This is a genomic window from Micromonospora sp. NPDC000663 (assembly GCF_042898105.1).
Classification (GTDB): Bacteria; Actinomycetota; Actinomycetes; order Mycobacteriales; family Micromonosporaceae; genus Micromonospora.
This window is the reverse complement of record NZ_JBIAYR010000002.1, coordinates 411371-432113: the sequence shown is the minus strand read 5'-3', so window position 1 is coordinate 432113 and position 20743 is coordinate 411371. Positions and strand designations below refer to the sequence as shown.

The window sequence follows — 20743 nt, the reverse complement described above, 5'->3', positions numbered from 1 at the left end:
AGCGACACCCGACATCCCCCGCACCGCGTCAGCGCGGTACGGGGGATGTTTCCCTTCCCGCCCCACCTGCCGAAGATGGAACGATGCCGGAACCACTGGACGCCGCCCTGACCGAAGTCCGGGCACTGCTTCTCGACCCCGCGCTGACCCGGGCGGTGGCCGCCGGCCGCCGCCGGGGGCGTCGCCCCACGGTGGTCCGGGCCGAGTTGCGGCCGGTGACGCTCAAGGCCGGGCCCCGGCTCCAGATCGCCACCTCCGACGGCGCGCGCCCTCACACCCGTAACGTCGCGCCCGGTCCGGAGGCCGCGGTGGCGGTCGACGAGCTGCTGGCCGAGCCGTTCGGCAACTGGCACGTGGAGACGGCCGACGCGACGCTCCAGCTGCGGGTGACCAAGTCCGGCGAGGCGCAGGTGCACCGCGCGGCGACGGCCCGACCGGCGGTGACGCCGGCCGGGAACGACCGGGCGAAGGAGTACCTGCTCGATCCGGGCGACGAGATCTTCGCCGAGATCGGCGGATCGGCGGCCAAGCGTCGCCAGGTCGACGCGTTCCTGCGGGCCCTCGCCGCGACCCTGCCCGACGACCTGAGCGGGCCGCTACGGGTGGTCGACCTGGGCTGCGGCAACGCGTACCTGACCTTCGCCGCCTACCGCTACCTGACCGGCCGGGGGCTGGACGTCGAGCTGGTCGGCGTGGACGTCCGCGAGGATCAGCGGCGACGCAACACCGAGCTGGCGCAGCGCCTGGGCTGGGCCGACAAGGTCAGCTTCGTGGCCGGCACGATCGCCGACGCCGCCGTCGACCCCGCCCCGGATCTGGTGCTGGCGCTGCACGCCTGCGACACCGCCACCGACGAGGCACTGGCCCGCGCGGTGCGCTGGGACGCCCGTTGGGTGCTCGCCGCGCCGTGCTGCCACCACGACCTGGCCAAGCAGCTCCGCGCCAACCCCGCCCCTGCCCCGTACGACCTGCTGACCCGGCAGGGCATCCTGCGGGAACGCTTCGCCGACGTGCTGACCGACGCGTTGCGGGCCGGGCTGCTGCGGGTGCACGGGTACCGGGCCGAGGTGGTGGAGTTCGTCGACTCGCAGCACACGCCGCGCAACCTGCTGATCCGGGCCCGCCGTACGGGCACCGGCCCGACCGACGCGCAGCGCGCCGAGTACCGGGAACTGGTCGACAAGTGGCAGGTCACGCCCCGGCTGGAGACGCTGCTGGCCTCCGACGGGGTGCGGCCCTAGCGGAGGAGGTCGCCGCCCCGGTCACGCCCGACCCGGTCGCGGGACGGACGTTACGCCGGCAGCAGAGCTTGGTTGATGAGCGGCGATGGTTCCTGCTCGTCGGTTCCGCATGTTCGTCGATGCGGCCGAAGAAAAGTCCCGTCCACGGGACAGATTGTGCGGTCAGTCAATTGTTTCCGGCCCCTGGCGTACTACCCTCGGAAGGCGCATCGCCCAGTGTTCCGGCCGGGAGGGAAGACCCGCAGGGATGGGTTCCGCAGAGGTTTCGCCGCAGATGGCGTTCGCCCGCTTCGTCAGGCGAGCGATCGACGACGCCCGCGAGGAACGCGGGTGGACGGTGACCGATCTTGCCTCGCACACGGGCGTGGGCCGCTCGACTGTGTTCCGCTGGCTGGCCGGAGATTGGCAGGACTATCCCGAATTGGCCAAAGTACGGGGCTTCTGCGCCGCACTGGATCTGCCGGTGGCGGCCGCGTTCCGGGCGCTCGGTCTGCCCGACGCCGGCCCGACTCCCCGCCGCCGCAGCGACGACGGCCCGGTCGAGGCCGACGTCCGGGCCATCCTCGAACGGCTGGCCGACCCCGGTGTCCCCGCCGAGGAGAAGCACCACATCCGCGACCTGCTCCGCTACCTGGCCCGCCGTCCCATCCGCCGCGCCGGCTGAGCCCTCCCGGGGTCAGGGGACGGTAAGCGTGAACTCCGCGGTGTGGACCTTCGCGTCTGTCTGGAAGTCCAGGAAGAGGCGGTAGCGGCCGGGGCCGGGGACGGTCAGCCAGAACCGTACCTGCCCGTCCACCAGTTCCGGCTCCGGGTGCACGTGCAGGTAGGCGAGGTCGCCCTCGCGCAGCGCCACCAGGTGCCCGTACGCCCCGAGGTAACGCTCCAGCGGGGCCGCCGCGCCCGCCGCGCCGTCGATCCGGAAGGTCAGCGGCACGGTGGCACCGACCTGGGCCGTGCCCTGGTAGCCGACGGTGAACCCGTCAACTGTCGTCGAGGTGGCCGCCTCGGGCAGCGGACGGGGCTGGTAGCCGCCCGGCGCGGCAAGGTCCACGCCGAGGGTCACGGCGGTCTGGTCGCCGTTGTCGGCGACGACCGTGAAGTCGGCGTACGCCCGCCAGACGCCTGCCGCGTCGAGGGTCAGCGGCACCGACCAGGTGCCGTCCGACGCCATGCTCGGGTGCAGGTGCTGGTAACCGGTCAGGTCACGGCGTACGACGATGAGGTGCATCGGCTTGTCGTGGACGACGGCGAAGCGGGTCACGGGCTGGCGCTGCGCGTCCCGTACCTGGAAGCGGAACTGCCCCGCCCGGCCGGACGGGAACTCGGTGGCCACCGGGGCCAGCGTGTAGCCCGCCGCGCTGACCGACAGGCCTCCCGGCTCGACGCCCGCGCCCTGGTCGCCGCCGCCCACCACGGAACCGTGGTTGTGCGGGGCGGTGCCGGGCGGGTCGGTGTGCTCGGCGGCCAGTGACGGGCCGCCGACGCCTGTGGTGGTGGTGCCGGTGTTCATCCGGCCGAGGCCGAAGCCGAGCAGCACCGCTAGCACCAGGCCGCCGACCACCAGGGCCAGCCGCAGGGTGCTCCGATCCGGTGCGGCGGAGACCTGGTCAGGCACCGCCGACGTCCAGTGTGCGGCCGGTGACGGGGTGCTGATCGGTCATGCCGCCCACGGTACCGCCGTACCCGCTCGCCCCCGGCGGACGCCCGGACGGCGTGGCGACAGTCGCATTCCGCCGCGCCCGGGAACTTTTCCGCATCCGCGCGTTCAGCCGGCAACGGCGAGGGCCAGCGGCAGCACGTCGGGTGCGCCGGCCCGGCGCAGAGCACGGGTCACCATCGTCATCGTCCAGCCGGAGTCGACCAGGTCGTCGACGAGCAGCACCGGACCGTCCAGCCCGGCCAGCGCGTCGGCCAGGTCGGTCGGGACGGTGAAGGCGTCGTGCAGCGCGCGTACCCGTTGGGCGCTGTTGCCGCGCGGCCCGCCGGGGCCGCCAGGGCCGTCGGGGACGACCTCGCCGAGCAACGGCAGCCGGCCCACGGCGGCGATCCGCTCGGCCAGCGACCCGACCAGCCGGGGCCGCCGCCGGGAACCGACCGCGACCACCGCCACCGGCCGGTGCGGCCACGGGTCGTCGCCGTGCGCCCACGCCTTCAGCACCTCCACCACGGCGGCGGCCACGTCGTCGGGCACCGACGCGTCGGGTGCCTCCGGGCCGACCAGGTCACGCAGCCGGCCACCCCAGCCCAGGTCGGAGAGCCGCCCGACGGCACGGCCCGGCAACGCCTGCTCCGCCGGCGGGATCCGGCCCTTCAGGGGTACGCCCACCGCGTCCAACCCGGTCGGCCAGAGCTTCTTCGGGGCGATCTCCACGCCGGGGCGGCCCAGGAAGGTCTGCGCGGCGGCGAGCGCGGCAGTCGACACGTCGGCGGAGAAGAGCGGGTCGGCGCACCTGTCGCACCTGCCGCAGTCGGTGGCCCCGGTGTCGTCCAGGCGTTCCCGTAGATACCGCATCCGGCAGTCGGACGTCGTCGCGTACTCCCGCATGGCCTGCTGCTCGACGGTGCGCGCCTCGGCGACGCGGCGCAACCGGGCCTCGTCGTAGACCCAGGGCTCGCCGGTGGCGAGCCAACCACCGCGCACCCGGCGGACCGCGCCGTCCACGTCGAGGACCTTGAGCATCAGCTCCAGGCGGGCGCGGCGCAGGTCGACGAGCGGTTCGAGGGCCTGGGTGGAGAGCGGACGGTCGGTGTGCAGGGCGGCCAGCACGGCTCGGACCTGCTCCTCGGGTGGGAAGGCAAGCGAGGCGAAGTACCGCCAGATGGCGGCGTCCTCCGCGCCGGGCAGGAGCAGCACCTCGGCGTGCTCCACGGCGCGGCCCGCGCGACCGACCTGCTGGTAGTACGCGATCGGTGACGGAGGCGCGCCGAGGTGCACGACGAAGCCCAGGTCGGGCTTGTCGAAGCCCATGCCGAGCGCGCTCGTCGCCACCAACGCCTTGATCTTGTTGTCGAGTAGGTCCTGTTCGGCGGCCCGCCGGTCGGCGTCCTCGACCTGACCGGTGTACGAGGCCACCGGGTAGCCCCGGGACCGCAGGAACTCGGCCGTCTCCCCGGCCGCCGCCACGGTCAACGTGTAGACGATGCCCGAGCCGGGCAGCTGGTCCAGGTGGTCGGCGAGCCAGGCCAGACGGTGCGCCGGGCTGGGCAGGTCGAGCACTCCGAGGCGCAGCGACTCGCGGTCCAGGGTGCCGCGCAGGACGAGGGCGTCGCCCAACTGCTCCGCCACGTCCTGGGTGACCCGGGAGTTCGCCGTGGCGGTGGTGGCCAGCACCGGGGTGCGCTCCGGCAGCTCGGCCAGGAAGGTACGCAGCCGCCGGTAGTCCGGCCGGAAGTCGTGCCCCCAGTCGGAGACGCAGTGCGCCTCGTCGACCACCAGCAGACCTGTGGTCGCGGCGAGCTTCGGCAGGACGCCGTCGCGGAAGTCCGGATTGTTGAGCCGTTCCGGACTGATCAGCAGGACGTCCACCGCGCCGGTCTGGATCTCGGCGGTGATCTCGTCCCACTCGTCGAGGTTCGCCGAGTTGATGGTGCGGGCGCGGATGCCGGCCCGGGCGGCGGCCTCGACCTGGTTGCGCATCAGCGCCAGCAGCGGCGAGACGATCACCGTCGGCCCGTGCTCGCCCTGCCCGGCCCGGTCGGCCCGGTCGCTGTCGCGCAGCAGGGCGGTGGCCACGAAGTAGACAGCCGACTTGCCCCACCCCGTCCGCTGCACGCAGAGCACCCGCCGCCTGTCGACGACAAGCGCCTCGATGGCCCGCCACTGGTCCTCGCGCAGCCGTGCGTGGTCACCGGCCAGCCGGCGCAGCACCGCCTCGGCCCGCTCCCGTACCCCTGCCCGCTCTGCTGTCTCCACCCGACATGTCTACCAGCGCCGTCCGTCATCCGCGGTCAGCGGCCGAGGACGGAGCCTCCGTTCACGCCGAGGACCTGGCCGGTGACGTAACCGGCACCCGGGCTGGCGAGATAGCGGACCGCCTCGGCGATGTCGCCAGGTAGCCCGGCCCGTCCGACCAGGGTCGCCGCCACCCGCTTCGCGTGCCCCTCGGCGGTCATCCGGTCGCCGAAGAACTCGGTCTCGGCGACGTAACCGGGGCTCACCACGTTCACCGTGATCTGCTCCGGGCCGAGCTGCGCTGCCAGGTCGTACGCCCAGCCGTGCAGGGCCGCCTTCGCCGCCGAGTACGGCCCACCGCCGCCCCGCTGGGCGGCGATCGAGCTGATCAAGATGACCCGCCCGCCCGGTCGACGCAGGGCCGGCCGCAGCGCCTCGGTCAGCAGTACGGCGGTCAGCACGTTGGCGTCCAGGTTGGCCCGCCAGTGTGCGGCGGTCCCGACCAGCGTGCCGGTATCCCCGCCCAGGTAGCCGCCGGCGTTGTTGACCACGACGTCGACCGGCCGGTCACCGACGGCCGCGAGGACCGCGTCGAACTGCTCCGGATCGGTCAGGTCCGCGGCCACGGCGGAGACGGCGTCCGGCCGCCCACAGTCCGCGGCGATCTGCCCGGCGGTGGCCGACAGCACGTCCGCCCGCCGTCCGACGATCAGAACGTCGTACCCGTCACTGGCGAGCGCCCCCGCAGCGGCCGCCCCGATCCCGGTCCCGCCCCCGCTGACAACCGCAACCCGCGAGCCCATCTCCCGACCTCCCCAGACGCAGAACCCCGTCGATCATGAAGTTAACGCCATCCGCGACGGCGTGTCGTGGCAATAACTTCATGATCGACGGGGCGGGCGTCACCGGGGTGGGCGGAGGGATCGGGTCAGGTGGGACAGGCGGGGGGCGAGGCTGGTCAGGCCTCCTGGGAAGAAGTAGACGGCCAGGATGAAGACCGTGCCCAGGACGAACAGCGGCTGGCTCAGCGGGCGACTGAGGACGGCCGGAAGGCTGTCCACCGCGTCGCTGGTGCCGAACGCGGTGAGCCGGTGGTCCAGGTACATGTAGAGGACGCCGCCGAGCACCGGCCCCCACCTGGTGCCCGGCCCGCCGAGCACCACCATGACCAGCAGCGACAGGGTCAGCTCGGAGGACGTGATGTGCGGCGACGCGCCGCCGACGATCAGGACGTAGACCACCCCGCCCGCCGACGCCAGCCCGCCGGCCAGGGTGAACGCCACAAGCTTGTAGCGGTACGGGTCCAGCCCGAGCACACCGATCCGCCGCTCGTCGTCGCGCAGCCCGGCGAGCACCCGCCCGGTCGGCGACCCGCTCACCCGGTGCACCACGAAGACCACGAGCGTCAGGTACGCCAGTGCCAGCCAGTACAGGTTGACCGTGTTGGTCACCCCCACCAGCCCGGCGGGCAGCCCGGACACGTCCAGCGGCAGGCCCTCCTCGCCGCCGGTGAGCCCACCGAAGTCGCGGGCCACCAGGATCGCCCCGACCTGCGCGAAGGCCAAGGTGACCATGGCGAAGGCGATGCCCACGGTCCGCAACGCCACAGCACCGAGCAGCGCCGCGAGGATCGTGCCGCCGGTGATCGTCAGCAGCGCCGCCTGCCACAGCGGCAGACCGGCCCGGGTGACGAGGATGTCGGTGCCGTACACGCCTGCGGCGAAGTACAGCGCGTGCCCGAAGGACAGCATCCCGGTCCGGCCGAAGAGCAGGTCGTACCCGGCGGCCAGCCCACCGAAGATCAGGCAGATGGCGAGCAGTTGCAGGGTGCCCGGCGAGTTGACCGGCCCCTCGAAGATCCCCGGCAGGGAGATCGTCGAGTACGGCAGCACGGCCAGCACGGCCAGCGCGACGAGCGGCAGAAACGGGCGGACCCGGTGCCACCGCCCTCGCTGCGGGGTCAACTCGTCGGGCACCTGCGCGGGAGGCGCGTCGATCACCGTCATGCCGTTGCCACCTTTCCGGCGATGCCCTGCGGACGCAGCAGCAGCACCACTGCCAACAGCCCGACCACGCAGATGTCGCCCAGCCCGGACGTGCCGTAGTAGTTGACGAACTGCTGCACCAGCCCCACGACTACCGCCGCGTACGCGGAGCCGACCACCGAGCCCATCCCGCCGATCACCACCACGATGAACGCGAAGATCAGCAGTGAGCTGCCCTGCCCGGGCGAGACGGTGCCGAAGTAGACCCCGCCGAGCGCCCCGGCGAGCGCGGCAGCCGCCCCACCGATCGCGAAGACAAGCGTGAACGCCTTGCGCACGTCGATGCCGAGCGCCGTCACCATCTCCCGGTTCTCCACGCCGGCCCGGATCACCAGGCCGTACCGGGTCCAGCGCAGGAACGCCAGGATCGCGCCGAGCACCAGCACCGCCGCGATGATCAGCAGCAGGCCACCGTTGGGTACCTGCGCGCCGAGGATCCCGGTCACCTGCCGGGTCCAGTCCGGGCGCGGGAAGGTGCGGGCGTCCGCACCCCAGGTGGCCTGGAGCAACGCCACCCCGGCCAGGGACAGACCGACGGTGACAAGCACCTGTTCGATGGTGCGGGAGTACAGCGGGCGGATCAGCACCAACTCCACCAGGACTGCTACAAGCGTGCCGGCGGCCACCCCGAAGGCGACAGCGACCACGAAGCCGAACCCGTCCGAACCGGCCCCCGGCAGGTTGCCCGCCGCCCACCAGGTGCCGTACGCGCCGACGCCGAGGAACAGCCCGTGCGCGAAGTTCAGCACGTCGGCCAGACCGAAGACCAGGGACAGGCCGGAGGCGACCAGGAAGTACAGCGCCGCCAGGCCCAGCCCGGTCAACGTCAACAGGATCACGGTCCCCATCAGTGGGACACCTCCGCCGAGCCCACACCCAGCAGCGACTTGGTAAGCGCCGTCTCCAGCAGCAGTTCCCGGGCGTCACCGGTCCAGGCCACCTTGCCGGCGGCAAGCACCACCGCGTCCTTCGCGAGCCGCCGGACCACCGCCAGGTTCTGCTCGACGAGCAGCACCGGCACCGACTCCGCGACCCGTTCCAACACCTCGGCCACCTCGGTCACCACCTTCGGCGCCAACCCCTTGGTCGGCTCGTCGACCAGCAGCAGCCGGTTGTCGTTGAGCAGCACCCGCCCGATCGCGAGCATCTGCTGCTGCCCGCCGGAGAGCGAACCCGCCCGTTGCCGTCCGCGCCGGTCCAGCTCCGGAAAGAGCGCGAAGACCTTGTCGTACGCCGGGGTGGTGCCGCGCCGCTCGGCGAGCCGCAGGTTCTCGGCGACGGTGAGGCCGGCGAACACGCACCGGTCCTCGGGTACGTAGCCGAGCCCGCCACGGACCAGCCGATGCGTCGGCCGGTCCAGCAGGCTATGGGCGCCCATCCGGATGGTGCCGCGGACCTCCCCGGCGGGCGGGGTGAGGCCGACGATCGCGCGCAACGTGGTGGTCTTGCCGACGCCGTTGCGGCCGAGCAGGACCGTCACGCCGGTCGGGGCGACAGTGAAGGACACCCCTTGGAGGATGTGCAGCCCGGAGATCCGGACCGACAGATCCTCCACACTGAGAACCGGTTCCATTAGAGCGACTCCCCCAGGTAGGCCTCTTGCACTGTGGGGTTGGCCATCACCGTCTCCGGGGTGTCGCAGGCCAGCAGCGCGCCGTGGTGCATGACGGCGATCCGGTCGGCCAACTCCAGGATGACGTCCATGTGGTGCTCGACCATCAGCACCGCCCGGCCGCTGTCCCCGGTCAACGACTTGATGACGGCGACCAGCTCGGGCACGTCCTCGGCGCTCACCCCGGCCATCGGCTCGTCCAGCAGCATCACCCGTGGTTCACCGGCGAGCAGCAGGGCGATCTCCAGCTTGCGTTTCTCGCCGTGCGCCAGGGTGCCGGCGAGCGCCGTACCCCGGTGGGTGAGGCCGACCCGGTCGAGCGCCGCGTCGGCGGCGGCGGCCACCTCCCGGTCGGCCGCCGCCCGCCGCCACAGTGCCATCGAGCCCCCGCGGTGCGCCTGCACGGCGAGCCGGACGTTCTCCCGCACGCTCAGCGAGCCGAAGACCGAAGACGCCTGGAAGGTACGGCCCAGGCCGAGGCGGGCCCGCCGGTGTGGCGGAAGCTCCCCGATGTCCTGCCCATCCAGGGTGACCCGGCCCTCCGTGGCCCGGCGCAGGCCGGTGATCAGGTTGAACAGTGAGGTCTTGCCGGCGCCGTTCGGCCCGATCACGCCCAGGAACTCCCCGGGCGCCAGGTCGAGGTAGACGCTGTCGACGATGGCGACCTCACCGATCCGCCAGGTCAGACCGCGGGTGGCGAGCACTTCTCAGCCCTTCATCGCCACGGCCGGCGGCGCCGACTCGTCACCGGTGAGGCTCTTCTGCGCGGCGGCCGTGAAGGCGGTGCCGCTGCCGGTCAGCTTGGCCTGGAACATCGGCTGGAGCAGCGCGTGGTCGGCGGCCCGGATGGTCATCTTGCCCTTGACCCCGTCGAAGCTCCAGCCCTCCAGTGCGGTGACCATCTTGTCGACGTCGTCGCCGCCCTCCTGCACCGCGCGGACCACCATCTGGGCGGCGGCGAAGCCGTCCGGGTGGAACAGGTCGATGGTGCTGACCTTCGCCTTGAGCGCCTTGCTCGCCTCGGTGTCGCTGGCGCCGTCGAAGTAGTGCGACAGGAACGAGATCTTCGCACCGGCCGCGCCGAAGGTAGGCCAGGAGGCACGGATGTCCAGGCCGGTGACGACGGTGGTGGACGACAGCACGCCCTGCTGGTCGAGGGTCTGCCACATCGCCGGAGCGGTCGTACCCGCCCACGCCACGAAGAGCAGGTCCGGCTTGGCCGCCTTGATCTGGCTGGCGAACGGCGTGAACTCGGTGGCGCTGGCCGGCGCCCGTACGCTGCTCACGGTCGCGCCCGCGCTGCCGATGACGGCCTTCACGGCGGCCTCGTTGGCGTCGCCGAACGCGCCGTCCTGGGCGAAGACCACCACCTTCTTGCCTGTGGGGTCGCCGATGAACGACTTGGCGGTCACCACGTCCTGGTACGACTGCCTACCGGAACGGAACGTGTACTTGTTCGCACCGGTCACCGCGTCCGTGGCGGCCGGGCCGGAGATGAACAGGACCTTGTTCTGCGCCGCGATCGGCGCGACCTGGAGCGCCACGCCGGAGGCGGTGGAACCAGCGATGATCTTCGCGCCCTTGCCGATCAGGTCCTTCGCCGCGGACACCGCCTTGGCCGGGTCACCCGCGTCGTCGACCTCGGTCGGCTCGATCTTCCGGTCGCCGACCTTGCCGGTGCCCTTGGTGGCGAAGTCCAACCCCGCCTTGAACCCCTCGATGTACTGCTTTCCATAACTGGCCAGGGCTCCCGACTGGGAGTACACCAGGCCGACCTTCACCGGCGCGGCGCTGTCGCCGCCGCCGGTGGCGGTGTCCTGCGGGCTACCACAGGCGGTGGCGGCGAGCGCCGCAGCCATCATCGTGGCGGCGGAGAGGAACGCCCGCCGCGTGTGCCGGACCGTCATCGCGACTCCAGGTGAGGACAGGATGCTGTGTTGTCGGCTCACGCTAGAAGTGACGTCACCCACGGGCTATGTGGCAGAAACACACAAGTAACAGGAACGAGGTGGCCGGAGGTTACAACGGACCGCACTGCCGCCTGGCGGCCCGGTCTCCCGATGGTCCCAACCTCCACGGCCCACCCGAGGCGTGTGTCGCCTCGCGCCATCCGCCCCACTCGGCCGAGCACTCCGGCCGCTGACACCTCCGCCGACCCGCCGCCCGAGGTCGAGCAGGCGAAGATCGTCGCAACTTCCCTGATGTTGCTGCCTCCGCCGGCCCCGAGACAACAACTTCCCTGATGTTGCTGTCTCGTGCCGCGGTTCGCCCTGTCAAGATCACGCCTGATCGTGGATGTAGTGGCGAGTTGGTTGACGATCGGCCGGCAGGTGAATCTCCGGAATGGGCGTTCCCGCTCCGACGCCCGTACGGAAAAGGAAGATTGTCTGGTGCGCCGTCTTCTCCGCAACCCTGTGCGGCTGGTGCCGCTGGGGTTCCTGGTGCCGATCCTGCTCGGCACCGCGTTGCTGATGGCGCGCTGGGCCACCGTCCAGCACCAGCGGCCTCCCCTGGTCACCGCCCTGTTCACCGCGACCTCGGCGGTGTCGGTCACCGGAATGGCGATCACCGACACCCCCAACTACTGGTCCGGCTGGGGCCTGCTGGTGATCACCCTGCTGACCCAGCTCGGTGGTCTCGGCATCCTCACGGCCGCGGCGCTGGTGATCCTGGTGGTCTCGCGTCAGCTCGGTCTGCGCAACCGGCTGCTGGTGCAGGCCGAGACGGCCGAGTTCGGTGTCGGTGACGTGGCGCGGTTGCTGCGCCGGATCGCGGTGACCGTCTTCGCCTGCGAGGCGGTGATGACCGCGCTGGTCGCGGGCCGGCTCTTCTGGGCGTACGACTACGCGCCGGAGCGGGCACTCTGGTCGGGCGTGTTCCACGCCGTCCAGGCGTTCAACAACGGCGGCTTCGCGCTCTACAGCGACGGCCTGCTCGCCTTCGACCGCGACCCGTGGGTGTCGCTGCCGTTGGCGTTCGGCGCCATCGTCGGCGGGCTCGGGTTTCCCGCCCTGTTCGAGGCCTTCCGCGAGTGGCGCGGGCCGGCCGGGTGGGCGGTGGCCACCAAGCTGACCATCTGGGGCAGCGCGGCCCTGCTGCTGCTCGGCTTCCTCGGTCTGCTGGCCTCCGAGTGGACGAACGTCAGCACCATCGGCTCGTACGACGTCGCGGGCAAGGCGCTCGCGTCGTTCACCCAGGTCGCGTTGAGCCGCACCGGCGGCTTCAGCGTGTTGAACATCGCCGACCTCCAGGAGGAGAGCTACCCGCTGCTGATCGTGCTGATGTTCATCGGCGGCGGCAGCGCCAGCACTGCCGGCGGCATCAAGGTGTCCACGTTCTTCCTGTTGGCGTTCACGATCTGGGCGGAGCTGCGCGGCGAGCCCGACGTGACCGTCGGACATCGCCGGGTGGCCACCGCCAGCCAACGGCAGGCCGTCACCGTGGCCCTGCTCAGCGTCGCGCTGGTCACGGCCGGGACGATGCTCCTGCTGCTGCTCACCGAGGGCGTGCGCTTCGTGGCGGCCCTGTTCGAGGTCACCTCCGCGTTCAGCACCACCGGCCTGACCATCGGTCTGGCCGGCGAGCTGCCGGCCAGCGGCCAGCTGGTGCTGACCGTGCTGATGTTCATCGGCCGGGTCGGGCCGCTCACCCTCGGGTCGGCGATCGCACTGAACACCAGGCGCCGGCTCTACCGCTATCCGCAGGAACAACCAATTGTCGGCTAGGCGCGAGGAGATCGGGATGTCGGCGAGACGATCTGACGACGGTGGTGTCGTGGTGATCGGGTTGGGTCGGTTCGGCTGCCACCTCGCCGGGTCACTCACCAGGATGGGCCGCGAGGTCCTGGCCGTCGACCGCAACGGGAGTCAGGTGCAGCGCTTCTCGGCCCAATTCGACCGCGTGGTGCAGGCCGACGCGACGGAGGACGGAGCCCTTCGCCAACTCGGCGTGGCCAGCTTCGAACGGGCGGTGGTGGCCATCGGGGCGTCGGTGGAGGCGAGCGTGCTCACCGTACTGGCGTTGACCGAGCTGGGTCTGCCGCAGATCTGGGCGCGCGCCACGTCGCAGAAGCACGCCAAGATCCTGTCGTCGGTCGGCGCCCACCACGTGATCTTCCCGGAGGCGGAGACGGGCGACCGGGTGGCGCACCTGATCGTCAGCCGGTTGCTCGACTTCATCGAGTTCGACGACGACTTCGCCATCGCCACCATCCGGGTACCGGAGTCGCTCGTCGGTCGGACCCTGCTCGACCTGCGCCCGGACGAGCGTTACGGGGTCCGGGTGATCGGCGCGAAGGCGCCGGGTGAGCGCTTCCGGTACGCCTCGGACGACACGGCGCTGGCCCAGGGTGGGGTGCTGGTCGTGGAGGGTGGGATCGACCAGGTGCAGCGGTTCGCGGGACGGCGCTGACCGTCACCTCCGGTGGCCACCACCGTGCCCCTCAGCGGCCTTCATCCTTTTCCCGGACCACCCGGCCCCTTGCCCGTGCCCGGCTTCTTCGGAGCGTTCGGGGGCGCCGGGGCCTTCGGCGCGACCTTCGTAGTGGTCTTCGTGGTGGTCTTCGTCGTCTTCTTCGGCGGGGCCTTCGTGGTGGCCGCCTTGGTCGCCGGCGCGGTGGACGGCGCGCTGCCGGCCACCCCGGAGACGCGTACGCCGCAGGTGCTGTCGCCGACCCGGAACTCCACCGGCAGCGGGTTCGCACCGCTGTACGTCCCGGTCAGGGTGACCTTCTCGGCCGCGCCTGGCGCGAGAGTGCTGCGCTGGGCCGCCGGCCGGATCAGCACCGTGTTCCCCTCCTGCCGCACCGACGTCGGTTCCGCCTTGGTCACCGCCTGCTGGCCAGGGAAGGTGAAGCTCATCGTCCAGTCCCGCAGCTCCTGCTCACCCTTGTTGGTCAGGGTCAGCTCGGCGGCGAAGTCCTTGCCCGAGTCGGTCCGCAGCGCGTACGCCACCTCGCAGGGCGCCGCCTTCGGCAGGCCCATCCGGGCCTCGGTGGTGGGCCGGTCCTCGCCGCTGGCCGGGCTGCGCGAGGTGAACCCCCACATCGCGCCGGTGACCGCGATGAGGCCGACGGCGGCCACCCCTGCCTCCACCCGCCGCCGACGGCTGTGCTCCCGCCGCGTGCGGTTACGGGTCCGGGAAAGCGGCAACGCGTCGGTCGCCGCCGACCAGGGCAGGATGGTGGTGCCCGCGCTTGCCAACGCCGCCGGGTCCAGGTGCCCGGCGGCAGGCGAGACAGGCACGGCCGACAGCATCCCGGCAGCCTCGGCGAGGGTCCGGGCCAGCTCGGCGGTGGCCGGACGGTCCGCGGGCTTCTTGGCCAGGCAGCGCCGCACCAGATCGCTCACCGCGTCCGGCAGCCCGGGCACCTGTGGCATCGGGTCCGGGTCGTTGTACATGTGCGCACGCAGCATCTGCGTGGTCGTGCTGGCCTGCCACGGCAGCCGGCCGGTGAGCATCCGGTAGAGCAGCAGTCCCACGGCGTACACGTCGGTGGCCGGGGAGACCTGGCCGTTGTCCAGCCGCTCCGGTGCGAGGTACGCGGGTGTGCCGAGCAGCGCGCCGTCCGGCCCCTTCTCGCTCTCCCCCACAAGCGCGGAGATGCCGAAGTCGACGACCTTGACGCCGGTCGAGGTGAGCATGACGTTGCCCGGGGTGACGTCGCGGTGCACCACACCGCGAGCGTGCGCGGTGGCCAGCGCGGAGCTGACCTCGGCACCGACCGTCACCGCCTCCCGCCATGGCAGCTTCACCTCGCGGCCCAGCCGATTGGCGAGTGACATGCCGTCGACCAGCTCCATCACGACGTACGGCACGGTCAGGCCGACCTGCTCGGACTCGCCGTAGTCGTACACGTTCGTGATGTTGGGGTGGCAGAGCCGCGCGGCGGCCTGCGCCTCCACCCGGATCCGGTGCCGGAACGCGCGGTCGCTGGCCAGCCGGGACGCCAGGACCTTCACGGCGACCTGGCGACCGAGCACCTCGTCGTAGCCGCGCCAGACCACCGACATTCCGCCCGCGCCGAGTTGCTCGACGAGCCGGTACCGCTCATCGAGGAGTTGCGCGCCGTTCCGGTCCCCACCGCCCATGGTGGCCGTAGTTGCCCGTACGGAGGACACCTACACCTGGACGATCGGAATCGGTCAGGATGTCACCCGATCAGGCGGTCGCCAGCAGCTGGTCCACAGGGGCGTAGTCGTCGGTCAGCACGAGCGCCGAACCGACGAAGTCCGTGAGGCCGGTGCCGGAGAGCAGACTGACCTTGGGGTCGGTCTCGCCCAGCCGGCCGCGGACGGCGTCCAGCGGCAGCGGAGCGTCGGACGCGACGATCAGGAAGTTGGAGCCCTGCTCCTCGGCGAGCGCCTCCGGTGGGGCGATCAGCGCGACGTGCGTGAACTCGGCGGCCACCGTGTTCAGCTCGGCGCGGATGAACCGCAGCGGCGGGTAGTCGATGACGTTCTGCACGTACACCCCGCCCGGGCGCGTCACCCGGCGGATCTCGGCGGCCATCTCCCGGGTGGCCAGGTGCCACGGCACCACCAGGTGCCCGAACGCGTCACCCACCACCAGGTCACGGCTGTCCGCCGGCTCCCCGGCGACGAGCATCCGGGCGTCGCCGACCACGGCCCGCAGGTCCGGGCCTGTGCGTACGCCCAACTCCCGCTCGCCCAGCTCGACCAGCCCGCCGTCGATCTCGAAGACGACGTTGTCGGTGCCCGGCCGGGTGGCGGTCAGGTACCGCGGCACCGTGAAACCGCCACCGCCCAGGTGCAGGGCGTCCAGCCGCTGCCCGGCCGGCGCGGCCACGTCGGCGACCGCGCCGATCCACTTGGTGTACGCGTACTCCAGGTGTTTCGGGTCGGCCAGGTCCACGTACGAGTGCTGGGCGGAGTTGAGCAGCAGCGTCCGGCCGTCGGGCCGGCCGGGGTCAGTCGTCACGCGGGCACAGTGGTACGCCGTCTCGATGTCGCACGGGTTCGGTGCGACGGTGCTGAGCCCCGCGCCGAGCAGGCCGAGCACGGCAAGCGCGGCCCGGGTGCGGGCCGGACCGGGCAGGTCGGTGGGCGCCTGCCTGCGCAGATACCACCCCAGGGCGATGCCGGCCAGCCCGAGCGCCACCGCCAGCGCCACCAGGATCACGGTGGTGGGCAGGGCGGCGACCAGCACGAACCCGGTGAGCAGGGTGGCGGTGATGCCGCCGAGGGTGCCGATGCCGGACAGCCGCCCGACGACCTGACCGGTGCGGCGCAGGTCGGCGAGTTGGAGCTTCACGACAAGCGGGGTGACCGCGGCGAGCAGCGCGGCAGGCACGAACACGGCCAACGCGACGAGCAGCAGGATGGCGCTGGCCGCGCCGCCGCGCAGCACCTCGCCTGCGTACCTGACGACGGGCAGGGTGATCGCGGTGGCGATGCCGGCCAGCACCAGCGCCGGCGCCAGCAGGCCGCGCGGGTCGCGCCGGTCGGCCAGCCAGCCGCCGGACCACGCGCCGTACGCGATGGCGGCGAGCGCGATGCCGATCACCGAGCTGGTGACCTGGAGGGTCACCCCGACGTACGGGCCGACCAGGCGCAGCGCGACGGTCTCCAGCACCAGCACGGCGCCGCTGGAGAAGAAGACCAGGAACGCGGCCAGGCCGTTGGGCAGCGCCCGGCCGGTGGCAGGTACGGGCGCGGCCGAGGCCTGCGGGGCCGCTACGTCGGACGGTGGGGAGCTCATCGTCGCGATGGTACGCAGCGAAGCTGGCGCTTCGGGTCAGTACATCGAGAGATGAACATGGTTCGTGTGGCTGGCGGCGGGACTGCCGCTGCCGCTGTACGCGCGCCAACCCGTGCCGGGATGCCAGATCTGCCGGTACCAGATCACGTACAGCACACCGAGCCGGTCGGCGTTTCGGACGTGCCAGGCGGCCAGGCTGTCGCCGTACGCCTTGTCGCCGCCCGTCGCGTTGCGGTCCTCGAAGCCGTTCGTGGCTGCCGAGAAGTCACAGGCGCGGCCCTTCGGGTGCTCGCCGCCGCCGCCTTCGCGCTTGCAGGAGACGTGCCGCTTGTAACCGGCCGCCTGGGTCTGCTTGAGGGCGTTGAGGGTGCGCGGGGTGATGCAGCCCGAGGTGGTCGGGTCCTTCACCGAGCACGACTCGGACGGCCACGACCCGTCGGGGTTACGCGGCGCCGGCTTCGCCGAGGCGGAGCTGCCGCCGCTGAAACCGCCGCTGACGCCCGAGCTGACCTCGGCGAGAGCCGCCTCGGCCTCCTTCTTCTTCTTCGCCATCACGGCGAGCTGCTTCTGCTGCTCGCGGACCTCCGCGTCGATGGCGAGCTTGGCCTGCTGGGCCTCCTGCTGGGCGTTGACGAGATCGCGCAGCCGCTTGCTGTCCCGTTGGGCCATCATGTCGAGGTCGCTGACGCGTTCCAGGAACGCCTGCGGGGTGCTGGTGTTGAGCAGCATTGTCGCCGGGGTGAGCCGGCCGACCCGGTACGACTGCGCGGCCACCTCGCCGACCTGGGCGGTGAGCCCCACCAGCCGACCTTCGACGGACTTCAACTCGCCGGTCAGCGCCGTCTGCCGGCGCTTGGAGTTGTCCAGTTTGGCCTTGGCCTCGATGTGGCCCTTGGCGGTCAGCTCCAACGCGTCCCGCAGCTTCTTGGTGCCACCCTCGTCGGGCTCCGCGTACGCGGGGACGGCGCCGCCGACGAGCACGAGCGTGACGGCGGCGAGCACGGCGAGCAGAGCGCGGCGACCGCGCCGCTGGGTGAGCCTGGTCCTGGGCACGAAAGCGTCCTTCCGTCGACCGCCGGCCCCGGTGAAACCCACTACGCGGCGGCGTCCCCGCCGGCGCCGGTCGGCGGCCTGCTGGCGGAGACCGCCGGTCACGATACCGGAACGCCCGCCGGTGACCAGCCCCCTGACCCTCCGACGGGCTCGATGTCGACGCAGCGTCCCGGCACTGTCGCGCAGCGCTCGGATCAGGAGCTGAGGAGGGCTTCGTGCACCTCGGCCCAGACCTGCTCGTTGGCCGCGACGAGCAGACCCCGCCCCTCATCGGCGGGGTGGTAGTCGACGCCGTCGAACCGGCGGGCCACCCCACCGGCGGCGCGCACGAGCAGCACTCCCGGGGCGTGGTCCCAGGGCAGGGTGCGCCAGAACAGGGTGAACTGCTGTTCGCCGGTGAGGATGTCCAGGTACTCCCGGCCCGCGCAGTGCTGGCCGGGCAGCAGCTCGCCGAGTCGCCGGCCGCCGGCACGGACCCGGTCCCGGGCCTCGGGGGGCAGGAACCGAGTCATGGCCGCGCCGCGCAGCTCACCCAGCGACGGCACCTGGCCCGCGTTGTCCACCGGCTCGCCGTTGAGCAGGGCGCCCTCGTCGGCCCAGCCCGAGGCCAGCGTCTCGGCCAGCGGATCGAGGATCCAGCCGGCGGTCGGCCGCCCGTCGGTCAACAGCGCCACCATCAGGGCGAACGGTCGACGGCCGGCGGCGAAGTTCGCGGTGCCGTCGACCGGGTCGACGAGCCACACGTCCCCGCCGTCGCGCAGGTGCCGCAGCAGCTCCGGATCGTCGGCGACGCCCTCCTCGCCCACCACCATCGAGCCGGGGCGCAGGTGCCGCAGCCGCGCCGAGATCAGCTCCTCGGCCCGGCGGTCCGCGACGGTGACGACCTCGCCCGGCGCCTTCTCCGACACGTCGGCGTCGTCGAGTTTGCGGAACAGCGGCAGCACGACCTGGTCGGCGGCCTCGCGGAGCAGGGCGCCGACATCGTCGAGCAGGGTGTCAGCCACGCGGCGGCAACTTGACCACGCTGACGAAGAACTCGTCGATCTGGCGGACCACCGAGATGAAGCGCTCGAAGTCCACCGGCTTGGTCACGTAGGCGTTGGCGTGCAGCTGGTAGCTGCGCAGGATGTCCTCGTCGGCCTGGGAGGTGGTGAGCACCACGACGGGGATGCGGCGCAGCTCCTCGTCCTTCTTGATCTCTTCGAGCACCTCCCGGCCGTCGCGGCGGGGCAGGTTGAGGTCGAGCAGGATCAGGTCGGGGGTCACCGCGTCGGCGTACTGACCCTCGCGCCGCAGGTAGGCGAGCGCCTCGGCGCCGTCGGAGACGACGGTCAGCCGGTTGCGGAGCTTGTGCTCCTCGAACGCCTCCTGGGTCATCAACACGTCACCCGGATCGTCCTCGACGAGCAGGACCTCGATCGGGCTCTTGCCGTCCGCTGGCGCGGTCATCCCACCGTCTCCCTCATGTCACCCGTTCTACCGCTTTCCGGTGCTCCGTCGGCCCGGTCCGGCCGGTCCGGGTCGGCGGACTGCTCCGGCGGCCCGGCCGGCGCCTCGGCCGGGGTCGCCGCGTCGTCCGGCGCGGAAGGCTCCGACTGCTCCGACTGCTCAGGCGCGTCGGCGGCGGCAGCGGCCTCGACGTCCTCGGGAAGCGCCGGCAGGGTGAACCGGATCGCGGTGCCCTCCGGAACGTCGGTGTCCACCCAGACCCGGCCGCCGTGGTATTCCACGATCTTCTTGACGATGGCCAACCCGATGCCGGTGCCCGGGTACGCGTCCTTCGAGTGCAGTCGCTGGAAGATCACGAAGATCTTGTCGGCGAACTCCGGCTCGATCCCGATGCCGTTGTCCTGGCAGGTGATTTCCCACTCGGCGCCGACCAGCCGGGCCGACACGTGCACCTTCGGCGGCACGTCCGGACGGCGGAACTTGACCGAGTTGCTCACCAGGTTTGCCAGCAGGTTGGTGAGCAGGGGTTCCTCGCCACGGATCACCGGCATCTCGGTCCAGGTCAGCTCGGCGTCCGCGTACTGCCGGGCGGCCTCGGTCTGACCTGCCACGTCACCGAGCACCTTGTTCAGGTCGACCTCGGTGAAGCCGGTGGTGAGCCGGCCGATGCGGGAGAACGCCAGCAGGTCGTTGATGAGGCGCTGCATCCGCTGGGCGCCGTCGACAGCGAATGCGATGTACTGGTCGGCCCGCTCGTCGAGCTGCCCGGCGTAGCGGCGCTGGAGCAGCTGGCAGAAGCTGGCCACCTTGCGCAGCGGCTCCTGGAGGTCGTGAGAGGCCACGTACGCGAACTGCTCCAGGTCACGGTTGGACCGGGTCAGCTCCTCGGCCTGCTTCTGGAGCTGGCTGTTGACCCACTCGATGCGTTCCCGTGCCTGGCGCACCTCGGCCAGGTCGGAGGCGATCTTCTGGCGCATCGCGTCGACGTCGTCACCGAGCCTGATGAACTCCGGTGGGCCGACTGTGGCGATGCGGTGCTGGTAGTCGCCCTCGGCGACCTCGCGGACCTGACCGGCCAGGCCGGTGAGGGGCCGGATCACCATCCGGTCCAGCGAGATGAGCAGCACCGTGCCGGCGACGACCACCACCAGCGCCGCGATGATCAACAGTACGACCAGCACGTTGCTGCTGTTGCGGACGTCGGCGGCGGACTGCTCCCGGGCGGCCAGGATCTCCTCCTGGAGGCTGGAGACCGCCGCGCGGACCTCGTCGAACTGCTGCCGGGCCTGGTCGGTGACCAACGCCTGGCCGGCCTGGGTGCCACTGCGGTCGGTCGTGGTGATCACCGGCTCCGCCACCGACCGTCGCCACTGTTCGACGCGTTCCTGGACGGTCCGCAACTCCCGGCCGACCTGCGGGTAGTCCCCGATCAGCGACCCCATCGAGGCGATGACGGCCTTCTCCTGCTCCAGACCCTCCCGGTAGGGAGCCAGGTCGGCCGGCTTACCGCTCACCGCGTACCCGCGGACCGCCGTCTCCTGGTCGAGCAGCGCGTTGAGCAGTTCCTGCGACTGCACCCGCAGCGGACCCGTCTGGTTCAGAACGGCGTCGATCTGCGTACGGTTGCGGGCGGCCATCGCCGCCTCCGCCGCGGCCAGGCCGATCAGCAGCACACCCACGATGGTGAGCAGGGTGACGACCCGGCGGCGCAGACTCCAGCCGCCACTCATCG

General features: G+C 71.8%; 18 protein-coding genes. 4 read left to right on the top strand and 14 right to left on the bottom strand.

Annotation, left to right across the window (positions count from 1 at the left end; all coding sequences use genetic code 11):
- Positions 1-83 precede the first annotated feature (83 nt).
- Positions 84-1241 carry a class I SAM-dependent methyltransferase gene (locus tag ACFY1S_RS10665; RefSeq protein WP_387115349.1) on the top strand — a complete coding sequence of 386 codons (1158 nt, stop codon included), beginning with the start codon at positions 84-86 and terminating at the stop codon, positions 1239-1241.
- Between the two features lie 247 nt (positions 1242-1488).
- The gene (locus ACFY1S_RS10660) at positions 1489-1905 is read left to right on the top strand and encodes a helix-turn-helix domain-containing protein (protein WP_364373232.1); all 417 of its coding nucleotides are present in this window, start codon (positions 1489-1491) and stop codon (positions 1903-1905) included.
- Between the two features lie 12 nt (positions 1906-1917).
- On the opposite strand, the gene ACFY1S_RS10655 is transcribed toward ACFY1S_RS10660, so the two are convergent.
- The 8 genes from ACFY1S_RS10655 to ACFY1S_RS10620 all read right to left on the bottom strand — a co-directional run bounded on the left by ACFY1S_RS10655 (position 1918) and on the right by ACFY1S_RS10620 (position 10697).
- A complete protein-coding gene (locus ACFY1S_RS10655) occupies positions 1918-2856 on the bottom strand; it encodes a hypothetical protein (RefSeq protein ID WP_387115345.1) in 939 nt (312 codons plus the stop codon).
- A gap of 150 nt (positions 2857-3006) precedes the next feature.
- Positions 3007-5154, bottom strand: coding sequence for a DEAD/DEAH box helicase (locus tag ACFY1S_RS10650; RefSeq protein WP_387115342.1), 2148 nt, complete (start codon positions 5152-5154; stop codon positions 3007-3009).
- A gap of 35 nt (positions 5155-5189) precedes the next feature.
- Complete coding sequence (locus ACFY1S_RS10645; protein WP_387115339.1) at positions 5190-5936, bottom strand: SDR family NAD(P)-dependent oxidoreductase; 747 nt, start codon at positions 5934-5936, stop codon at positions 5190-5192.
- A 99-nt stretch (positions 5937-6035) separates the two neighbouring features.
- A complete protein-coding gene (locus ACFY1S_RS10640; protein WP_387115336.1) occupies positions 6036-7139 on the bottom strand; it encodes a branched-chain amino acid ABC transporter permease in 1104 nt (367 codons plus the stop codon).
- Complete coding sequence (locus ACFY1S_RS10635; RefSeq protein ID WP_387115333.1) at positions 7136-8026, bottom strand: branched-chain amino acid ABC transporter permease; 891 nt, start codon at positions 8024-8026, stop codon at positions 7136-7138. The genes ACFY1S_RS10640 and ACFY1S_RS10635 overlap by 4 nt, the downstream gene beginning before the upstream one ends.
- On the bottom strand, positions 8026-8751 hold the full coding sequence (locus ACFY1S_RS10630) for an ABC transporter ATP-binding protein (protein WP_387115330.1): 726 nt from the start codon (positions 8749-8751) through the stop codon (positions 8026-8028). The genes ACFY1S_RS10635 and ACFY1S_RS10630 overlap by 1 nt, the downstream gene beginning before the upstream one ends.
- Positions 8751-9494: an ABC transporter ATP-binding protein gene (locus ACFY1S_RS10625; RefSeq protein WP_387115327.1), complete on the bottom strand. Its 744-nt coding sequence runs from the start codon at positions 9492-9494 to the stop codon at positions 8751-8753. The genes ACFY1S_RS10630 and ACFY1S_RS10625 overlap by 1 nt, the downstream gene beginning before the upstream one ends.
- Positions 9495-9497: 3 nt before the next feature.
- Positions 9498-10697 (bottom strand): substrate-binding domain-containing protein, encoded by a 1200-nt coding sequence (locus ACFY1S_RS10620; RefSeq protein WP_387115324.1) that lies wholly within the window; start codon positions 10695-10697, stop codon positions 9498-9500.
- A 483-nt stretch (positions 10698-11180) separates the two neighbouring features.
- On the opposite strand from ACFY1S_RS10620, the gene ACFY1S_RS10615 reads away from it, so the two are divergent.
- Both ACFY1S_RS10615 and ACFY1S_RS10610 read left to right on the top strand, forming a co-directional pair.
- Positions 11181-12515, top strand: a complete 1335-nt coding sequence (locus tag ACFY1S_RS10615; protein ID WP_387115321.1) for a TrkH family potassium uptake protein — start codon at positions 11181-11183, stop codon at positions 12513-12515.
- 16 nt (positions 12516-12531) lie between these two features.
- Positions 12532-13200, top strand: a complete 669-nt coding sequence (locus tag ACFY1S_RS10610; RefSeq protein ID WP_387115318.1) for a potassium channel family protein — start codon at positions 12532-12534, stop codon at positions 13198-13200.
- Between the two features lie 41 nt (positions 13201-13241).
- On the opposite strand, the gene ACFY1S_RS10605 is transcribed toward ACFY1S_RS10610, so the two are convergent.
- The 6 genes from ACFY1S_RS10605 to ACFY1S_RS10580 all read right to left on the bottom strand — a co-directional run bounded on the left by ACFY1S_RS10605 (position 13242) and on the right by ACFY1S_RS10580 (position 20741).
- On the bottom strand, positions 13242-14879 hold the full coding sequence (locus tag ACFY1S_RS10605; RefSeq protein WP_387116033.1) for a serine/threonine-protein kinase: 1638 nt from the start codon (positions 14877-14879) through the stop codon (positions 13242-13244).
- A 70-nt stretch (positions 14880-14949) separates the two neighbouring features.
- The gene (locus ACFY1S_RS10600; RefSeq protein ID WP_387115315.1) at positions 14950-16509 is read right to left on the bottom strand and encodes a fused MFS/spermidine synthase; all 1560 of its coding nucleotides are present in this window, start codon (positions 16507-16509) and stop codon (positions 14950-14952) included.
- Positions 16510-16545: 36 nt separating this feature from the next.
- Positions 16546-17562: a coiled-coil domain-containing protein gene (locus tag ACFY1S_RS10595; RefSeq protein WP_387115312.1), complete on the bottom strand. Its 1017-nt coding sequence runs from the start codon at positions 17560-17562 to the stop codon at positions 16546-16548.
- 194 nt (positions 17563-17756) lie between these two features.
- Complete coding sequence (locus tag ACFY1S_RS10590; protein ID WP_387115308.1) at positions 17757-18566, bottom strand: inositol monophosphatase family protein; 810 nt, start codon at positions 18564-18566, stop codon at positions 17757-17759.
- The gene (locus tag ACFY1S_RS10585) at positions 18559-19011 is read right to left on the bottom strand and encodes a response regulator (RefSeq protein WP_091569521.1); all 453 of its coding nucleotides are present in this window, start codon (positions 19009-19011) and stop codon (positions 18559-18561) included. Before ACFY1S_RS10585 ends, ACFY1S_RS10590 begins: the two co-directional genes overlap by 8 nt.
- On the bottom strand, positions 19008-20741 hold the full coding sequence (locus ACFY1S_RS10580; RefSeq protein WP_387116030.1) for an ATP-binding protein: 1734 nt from the start codon (positions 20739-20741) through the stop codon (positions 19008-19010). Before ACFY1S_RS10580 ends, ACFY1S_RS10585 begins: the two co-directional genes overlap by 4 nt.
- Positions 20742-20743: the final 2 nt, after the last annotated feature.